At 73.1% G+C, this 7,887-nt stretch carries 8 protein-coding genes; 2 read left to right on the top strand and 6 right to left on the bottom strand.

Features of this window, described 5'->3' with window-relative positions; all coding sequences use genetic code 11:
• Positions 1-1,220, top strand: a 1,220-nt coding sequence (locus HW578_RS19825; RefSeq protein WP_198372445.1) for a translocation/assembly module TamB domain-containing protein, incomplete at its 5' end; no start/stop codon positions are given.
• Positions 1,221-1,226: 6 nt separating this feature from the next.
• On the opposite strand, the gene HW578_RS19820 is transcribed toward HW578_RS19825, so the two are convergent.
• The 4 genes from HW578_RS19820 to HW578_RS19805 all read right to left on the bottom strand — a co-directional run bounded on the left by HW578_RS19820 (position 1,227) and on the right by HW578_RS19805 (position 5,784).
• The gene (locus HW578_RS19820; protein WP_198372444.1) at positions 1,227-2,726 is read right to left on the bottom strand and encodes a DASS family sodium-coupled anion symporter; all 1,500 of its coding nucleotides are present in this window, start codon (positions 2,724-2,726) and stop codon (positions 1,227-1,229) included.
• A gap of 65 nt (positions 2,727-2,791) precedes the next feature.
• A complete protein-coding gene (locus tag HW578_RS19815) occupies positions 2,792-3,946 on the bottom strand; it encodes an NADH:flavin oxidoreductase/NADH oxidase (protein WP_198372443.1) in 1,155 nt (384 codons plus the stop codon).
• A gap of 49 nt (positions 3,947-3,995) precedes the next feature.
• On the bottom strand, positions 3,996-4,862 hold the full coding sequence (locus tag HW578_RS19810) for a metal ABC transporter permease (protein WP_198372442.1): 867 nt from the start codon (positions 4,860-4,862) through the stop codon (positions 3,996-3,998).
• Between the two features lie 172 nt (positions 4,863-5,034).
• Complete coding sequence (locus tag HW578_RS19805) at positions 5,035-5,784, bottom strand: metal ABC transporter ATP-binding protein (RefSeq protein WP_198372441.1); 750 nt, start codon at positions 5,782-5,784, stop codon at positions 5,035-5,037.
• A gap of 181 nt (positions 5,785-5,965) precedes the next feature.
• Here HW578_RS19805 and HW578_RS19800 point away from each other — a divergent pair, with 181 nt between their 5' ends.
• Positions 5,966-7,246, top strand: a complete 1,281-nt coding sequence (locus tag HW578_RS19800) for a DUF445 domain-containing protein (protein WP_198372440.1) — start codon at positions 5,966-5,968, stop codon at positions 7,244-7,246.
• Positions 7,247-7,268: 22 nt separating this feature from the next.
• On the opposite strand, the gene HW578_RS28260 is transcribed toward HW578_RS19800, so the two are convergent.
• Positions 7,269-7,403, bottom strand: coding sequence for a hypothetical protein (locus HW578_RS28260; RefSeq protein ID WP_255529102.1), 135 nt, complete (start codon positions 7,401-7,403; stop codon positions 7,269-7,271).
• Between the two features lie 48 nt (positions 7,404-7,451).
• A partial coding sequence (locus HW578_RS19795) for a hypothetical protein (protein WP_198372439.1) occupies positions 7,452-7,887 on the bottom strand: 436 nt, incomplete at its 5' end.

Below are 7,887 nucleotides of genomic sequence, written 5' to 3'. Positions count from 1 at the left end.
GTGCTCTTCCGATCCCGCCCCGCCAAGCCGGGCGCGCGACACTGGCCGGCGGGTCCTTCCGCGACCTCGCGCAGGGCGTGGCGCTGACCGACATCGCGGCCACGCTGCGCGGCGAGGGCGACCGCGTGGTGATCGAACGCTTCGACGCCCGCACCGCCGGCGGCGGCACGCTGGCCGTCACGGGCAACCTGTCGCCCGCCGCGCCCGGGCTGCCGGCCGAGATCACGCTCACCGCGCGCAATGCCCGCCCGCTGCGCTCCGACCTGGTCAGCACGGTGTTCGACGCCGACCTCCGCCTGGCGGGCCGTATCCTGGAGGATGCGCGCCTGTCCGGGCGCGTCGCGGTGAACCGCATGGACATCACCGTGCCCGAGCGCCTGCCCGCCGGCGTGCAGACGCTGCCCGGTGTCACCGAGCGCGGCCACCGCCCGGCCGGCACGCCGCCCCTGGCCGCGCCCGCGCCGCCCGGCGACAGCGCGCTGCCACCCATCGCGCTCGAGGTGACGGTGGAAGCCCCCCGCGCGGTCTTCGTGCGCGGGCGGGGGATCGATGCGGAATTCGGCGGCACGCTCGGCATCGGCGGCACCATCGCGTCACCGGTGGTCAGCGGCGGGCTGAACCTTCGCCGCGGCAGCCTCACCTTCTTCGACCGGCGGCTCGACTTCCGCCGCGGGTCCATCGCCTTCAACGCGGGCACGCTGGTGCCCACGCTCGACTTCCTCGCCTCCTCGCGCGCGCGGGAAGTGACGGCCAACATCACCGTGACCGGGCCGGCGAACGACCCGAAGCTGGAATTCTCCTCCACACCCGAACTGCCGCAGGACGAGATCCTGTCGCGCCTGATCTTCGACCGCCGCGCCAATGAGCTCAGCCCCTTCCAGATCGCGCAGCTCGCGCAGATCCTGGCGGGTGCGGCCGGCATCGACACGCCCAATGCGGGCGGCATCCTCGATCGCATCCGCCGGACACTCGCGCTTGATCGCCTCAGCGTGGGCGAGGAACGCAATCGCGAGAACACGCGCACCCAGGGGGCGACGCTCGAGACCGGGCGCTACGTGGCGGACGGCGTCTACCTCGGCATCCGGCAGGGCACCGAGGGCGGGCCGCCGCGCGTGGGCGTGCAGGTGGACATCGCCCCGCGCGTGCGCCTCGAGGCCGAGACCGGCGGCAACAGCGCGGGCGGGGACCGCATCGGCCTGTCCTTCGAGTGGGAATACTGATCCGCGCTACCCGCGCACATACCCCAGCCAGTCCCACCAGGTCGCCGTCAGCAGCAGCAGCAGCGCGTAGCCCGCCAACGTGATCACCACGCCCGATCGCGTGAAGTCGCGCGCAGCAAACGTGCCCGTGCCGAAGGCCACCATGTTCTGCGGCGCGCTCACCACCAGCAGGAAGCCGAAGGAGACGGCGAACTGCAGGATCATCGTCACCCCCGCCACGTTCACCGGCACCCCGGCGCGCGCCACTTCCTGCAGCACCGAGATCACGATCGGAATGAAGGCGGCGGCGAGCGCGGTGGCCGAGGCGAAGCCCAGATGCACCACGATCAGGAAGGCCGACATCACCGCCACGATGACGAAGGGGGTCGCGTGGCGCAGCGCGAAGGCATCGACGATCATCCCTGCCATCCAGGCGGCCCCGCGCGTCTGCACCAGCACGGTGCCGAGCGCGATGCCCACCGCGAACAGGATCAGCGTGCCCCAGGGCACGCTCGCCTGCGCTTGCTTCCACGACATGACGCCGATCCGGGGCAGCAGCAGCAGCGTCACCGCGATCATGGTGGAGGACGCGGTGTCGAGCGCATGCAGCCGCACCTCCGTGGCCCAGACGCACAACAGCACGGCGGCCGTGAGCAGCGTGCGCCATTCCGCCCCGCTCATCGGCCCCAGCGCCGCGAGCTCCCGCGCCACCGCGCCTTCCCCGCCGGCGCCGACCTCCGCCTCCGGCGTGTGGAAGCGCCACAGGATCAGCCCCGTCAGCGGCACCATGACCAGCCAGAAGGGTGCCGCGGCGATGAACCAGTCGAGCCAGGTGACGGTGGCCCCCGGGATGGCCCGCCCGATCAGGCCGAGGAAGGTCGCGTTCTGCGCGGCGGCCGTCAGCACGCCGATGTTCATCACCGAACAGACCTGCGCAGAGCCGATCATCAGCAGCGCCGCGAGGCGCGAGTCACGCGGCATGCCGAAGGCCGCGATGATGCCGAGCACGATCGGCACCACCGCGGAGACCCGCGCGGTCGCCGAGGGCACCAGGAAGGCCAGCAGCACGCCGACCGCGAGCGTGCCCGCCAGGATCCCCTGCGGCCTGGTCCCCACGCGCGAGAGAGTGGCGAGCGCGATGCGCCGGTCGAGCCCCGTGGCGGTGACCGCCGCGGCGAAGACCAGCGCCGCGCCCACCAGCGCCACCGCATTGTTGGCGAAGCCCGCGATCGCCCAGTCCCGCGCGCGCGACAGGCCGATGATGCGCTGTGCGTCCTGCGGGTCGGGCGCGCTGCCCACCAGCACGATGATCAGCGCGGCAATGAGGAAGGCGGAGACGGTGAGGTCCACCGCCTCGCTCACCCAGAGCACCACGGCGAAGAGCAGGATGCCGATGGCGCGCTGCCCGGCCACGGGCAGACCGGCCACGGGAGGTGCCAGCACGGCGACCGCCAGCACCGCGATGGCGAGTCCGAGGCCGATCCAGCGCCGTACCCCGTCCCCGCCTTCCGCCGCCGACGCCGCCATGGCCGCCCCTTCCCGTGACCTGGGTCGAGGCTGCCCTCAGGCGCGCGCCGGCGCCTTGACGCGCATCAAGCGGGCGGCTTGCCCAGCGCCTCCATCACCGCCGCGCGCTTCTCGAGCCACCAGCCATGCTGCGGCGGCCAGGGGGCAAAGACCTCCTCCGTGCTGCCCGGTTCCAGCACGCCACGCGCCATCAGCGCCCAGTTCGGGTTGGCCATGGCCTCGCGCCCGATCGCAACGAGGTCGGCCTCGCCCTCGGCCAGCACCGCCTCGGCCTGGTGCGGGCCGATGATGAGGCCGACCGCCATGGTGGCGAGGCCGACATCGCGGCGGATCTGCGCCGCATAGGGCACCTGGAAGCCGTAGCCGCGCGGGATGCGCTTGCTGCCCGTGGCCGACCCGCCGATGCCGCCCGAACTGCAATCCACGACATCGACGCCGAGCGGCTTCATCGCCGCCGCGAAGGCGATGCTGTCCTCCATGGTCCATCCGCCATCGGCGCCGTCCACGGCCGAGATTCGCACGAAGACCGGGCGGTCCTGCGGCCAGGCCTCGCGCACCGCGCGGATCACCTCGAGCGGGAAGCGCATCCGCCCGGCGAGGTCGCCGCCATATCCATCGTTGCGCGTGTTGGAGATCGGCGAGAGGAACTGGTGCAGCAGGTAGCCATGCGCGCAATGCACCTCGACCGCCTCGAACCCCGCGGCGTGGGCGCGCTTCGCGCCGGTGGCGAAGGCCTGCACGATGCGCATCATGCCCGCGGCGTCGAGCGCGGCCGGGGTCAGGTGCCCTTCCGCGATCGGTGCCGCGACGGCCGAGACGATGTCCCAGGTGCCCTCGCCCTTCGCGAACTGCTCGGGACCGAGCGGCCCGTTGCCCTCCCAGGGCCGCTGCATCGACCCCTTGCGCCCGGCATGGCCGAGCTGGATGGCGGGCACCGCGCCCTGCGCCTTGATGAAGTCCGTGATGCGCTTCAGCGGTGCCACGTGGTCGTCGGACCAGAGGCCGAGGTCGCCATGGGTGATGCGCCCCTCGCGCAGCACCGAGACCACCTCGCTGAACACCAGCCCGAAGCCGCCCACCGCGAAGCGGCCGAGCTGCACCATGTGCCAGTCATTCGCCATCCCCTCATGCGCCGAGTACTGGCACAGCGGCGGCACCACGGCGCGGTTCGGGATGGTCAGGCCGCGCAGCGTGACGGGCGAGAACAGCAGCGATCCCATGCGGGATATCCTCCGGGCGTTTGCGCCGCGCAGGATGGAACGCGCGGCGCTACCCCGCCAGATGCCCCCTCCGCACCAGCCGCGGCAGCAGCCCATCGACCGGCCCCGCCAGCACCGACACCACCCAGGCCGCCCCCGCCACCAGCACGATCGCGGGCCCGGTCGGCACATCCAGGTGATACGACACCAGGATGCCCGCCAGCGACGACCCCACCGCGATGCCGACCGCCGCATAGGCCATGCCGCCGACCTCGCGCGCCCAGTGCCGCGACGCGATCGCCGGCAGCATCATCAGCCCCACCGCCATGAGCGTGCCCAGTGCCTGGAAGGCCGAGAGCACGTTCACCACCACGAGCCCCTGGAACACCAGGTGCCAGGCCCCACCCTGCGCCCCCGCCGCCGCCGCGAAGGCCGGGTCGAAGCATTCCAGCACCAGCGGCCGCCAGGCGAAGGCCAGCACGACCAGCGTGACGGAGGCCACCCCCGCCATCAGCAGCAGCGCTGCGTCATCCACGCCCAGCACGCTGCCGAACAGGATGTGCGACAGGTCCGCCGCACTCCCCCCCATCGACACCAGCGCCACGCCGAGCCCGAGTGCCACCAGGTAGAGCGCCGCCAGCGTCGCATCCTCCCGCCCGCCCGTCGCCCGCGACAGCGCCCCCGCACCGACCGCGACGACCAGCCCCGCCACGAGCCCGCCGAACCACAGGACGGGCGCGGACAGCCCCGCCAGCAGGAAGCCCAGTGCGACGCCCGGCAGCGCGCCATGCGCCAGCACATCGGCCGTCAGGCTCATGCGCCGCAGCACCAGGAACACGCCGAGCACGGGGGCCGAGACCGACAGCGCCAGGCAACCCACCAGTGCGCGGCGCAGGAAGCCGAATTCGACGAAGGGGGCGATCAGCAGGTCGTGCATTTTGCGTGCCCTCAGGCGACGGGCGCGGCCCCCGGCCGCTTGGCTTGCGCGCCCCGCACTGTCGCTCTGGCGCCGACGGTCGGGTTGGGCGCGGTCGCGCCATGCGCTCCCGGATCGCGCCTTGCGCGATCCGCCTCCTGATCCCGAAGGCCGCGCCCGGCGTCTGACGGCATCACGCCGCTCGGTGGCAGTGTTCCGCCTCTTCCGACCAGGCTTCCGCCATCATCCGCGCCTTGAGCCGGTTCGCCGCACTCAGCGCCTGCCGTGTCGGCCCCCAGGCGATCGCATCCCGCGCGATCAGCAGCGTCTCCGGGAATTCCCGCGCCACGAGGTCGAGGTCGTGCAGCACCGCCACCACCGTCCGCCCCTCCCCGTGCCAGTCGCGCACGAGGCGCAGCAGGTCCGCCGAGGTCCTCGCATCCACCGCGTTGAAGGGCTCGTCCAGCAGCAGGATGTCGGCGTCCTGCACCAGCAGCCGCGCGAACAGCAGCCGCTGCGTCTGCCCCGCCGACAGCGAGCCGACGGGCCGCCTCTCGAAACCCGCGAGCCCCACCGCCGCCAGGGCCTGCGCCGCGCGCGCGCGTTCGCCCTCCGGCACGCCGCGGAAGGCGCCGATGCGCGGCCAGAGCCCCTGCATCACCACATCAAGGCAGGCGATCGGGAAGGCACGGTCGAGCGCGGCGAGTTGCGGCAGCAGCGCGATCCGCGCCGTGCCCTCATGCGCGATCCGCCCGCTCTCGGGCCTGTGCAGCCCGGCGAGCGCGCGCAGCAGGGTGGTCTTGCCCGCCCCGTTCGGCCCCACCACCGCGGTCAGGCTGCCCGGCGCGAAGCGCCCGCTCACGTGATGCACCGCCGGGCGCCGGCCATGCGCCAGCGTGACGTTCTCGAGCACCAGCCCGGCCGGTTCGCGACGTGCGCTCATGCCCACATCGCCCAGGCCACCGCCGCCCACAGCACAGCCCCCACGCCGGCCGCGAGCAGCAGGCGCGGCGCAGCGCCGGAGGACAGCGCCAGGGGATCATTGAAGCGGGACATGATACGATATGATGTAACATCCGCCCCGGGCTGGGCAAGGGCGGGCCGGAGCCTTATCTGCGCGGACCATGCAGGGCAGCCCCGCACCCGACCCCGATGCCGACCTGCGCCGCGCCCTGGCCCGGCACCGGGCGCTCGCCACAGGCATGCTGGTCGGCATGGGCGGGCTCCTGGTGGGCACCTACCATATGCCGCCGGGCTACTGGACCGACATGCTGCAAGCCTCGGCCAAGGCCGGCGTGGTCGGCGGCCTGGCCGACTGGTTCGCGGTGACGGCGCTGTTCCGCCGCCCGCTCGGCCTGCCTATCCCGCATACCGCCATCGTGCCGAACCAGAAGGAACGGCTGGGCCGCGCGCTCGGGCGCTTCGTCGCCGGGCATGTCATCACCGAGGCCGAGGTACGGCGCGTCATCGGGCGGCTCGACCTCGCGCGCATCGTCCAGAATTTCCTGGCCGACCCGGATGCCTCGAAGCCCGCGGCGCTGGCGCTGGCCGGCAGCCTGCCGCGCATCCTCGCAAGCCTCGAGGATGGGCGCGCCAAGCGGCTGATGCTGCGCCTGCTGCCGCGCATCGTCTCCGGTCCCGCCGGCGCGCGGCTGGTCGCGCGCGTGCTGCGCGCCTTCGTGGCGTCGGGCCGCCACCAGGAGGTGTTCTCCCTCGCCGTCGGGCGCATCAAGGTCATGCTGGCGCAGCGCGAGGACGCGCTGCGCACCGCCATCGCCTCGCGCATCCGCGCCGAGGGGGGCGCGCTGATCGGCTGGCTGGCGGGTGCCAGCATGGCCAACCGCATCCTGCACGCCATCAACGCCGAGCTCGAGAAGGTCGAGCCCGAGGATTCCGACCTGCGCGCCGCCTTCGGCGAATGGCTGCGCCAGGAGATCGACCGGCTCGAAACTGACCCCGAGCGCGCGGCCGCGATCGGGCGCGTGCTGCGCGACGCGCTCTCCCACCCCTCGGTCGCGATCTGGCTCAGCGATGTCTGGGCCAGGCTGCGCACCGCCATGACGGTGGACGCGGCGCGCCCGGATGGCCGCACGGTGGCGCTGCTCTCGGGCCTGTTCGCCAATGCCGGCACGCTGCTGGCCGAGGACCCGGCGGCGCGCGCGCGCCTCAACGCCGCAGTCGAGGGCGTGCTGATCCGCCTGCTGCCCTCGGCGCAGGCCCAGCTGTCGGACTTCATCGCCGGGGTGGTCGGCAACTGGGATGCGCGCACGGTGGCCGACAAGATCGAGCTGCGCGTAGGCCGCGACCTGCAATACGTGCGCATCAACGGCACGCTGGTGGGGTTCCTGGCAGGCGGGGCGCTGTTCGCGCTGCTCACCGCCGTGTTCGGCGGGGTCGCGCATTGAGCGGCGCGCCGCCGCGCGCGGATCAGGAATTCACCATCCCCTGCGCCATCAGGCGCTCGACCATCGCGTCGCGCACCGCCTTGGCCTGCAGGTTGGTGATCACCTCGATCCGGTCGTCGGAGACGAATTCGTAGAACAACTCCTCCACGTTCGGCATCACTAAGCGGGAGCATGGCGGCTGCAACGACAGCTCCGCCGCCCGGTTTCAGGAGCTCGACCGTCCTATCGCTGCGCGGCGCCGCCGCACACCGCCCCAGACCAGCCCACCGATCAGCCCCGCCGGGCCGCCGATCACGCCCCCCAGGACGGCGAAGACCGGCGCCATCATCGTGCAGGACCCTGGCCGGTGGCATTCCGGATTGACCGCATAGAGGCCGAGACCCACCACCCAGCCCAGCACGAGGCCCGCGAACAGGCCGAGCACGGCGAACAGCACTCCGAAGGCCAGCGCCCCACCCACTCCACCGCGCCGCTTGGTGCGCACCGGGAAACCGTTCGCGGCCAGCGCGGCGTCGATCACGGCGTCGGGCGCGGCGGACGCCACCGCCACCAGGCCGCGCGACGGGTCGACCCAGACCCCCGCCGCCGGGTCGGCCCGCCGGATGGCGGCGGTCAGCGCGCCGGACGCGCCGGGCGCATCC

The organism is Roseomonas rosulenta, assembly GCF_016106005.1.
Classification (GTDB): Bacteria; Pseudomonadota; Alphaproteobacteria; order Acetobacterales; family Acetobacteraceae; genus Neoroseomonas; species Neoroseomonas rosulenta.
Note: the sequence above shows the minus strand (reverse complement) of the source record. Positions and strands in the feature narration are given on the sequence as shown.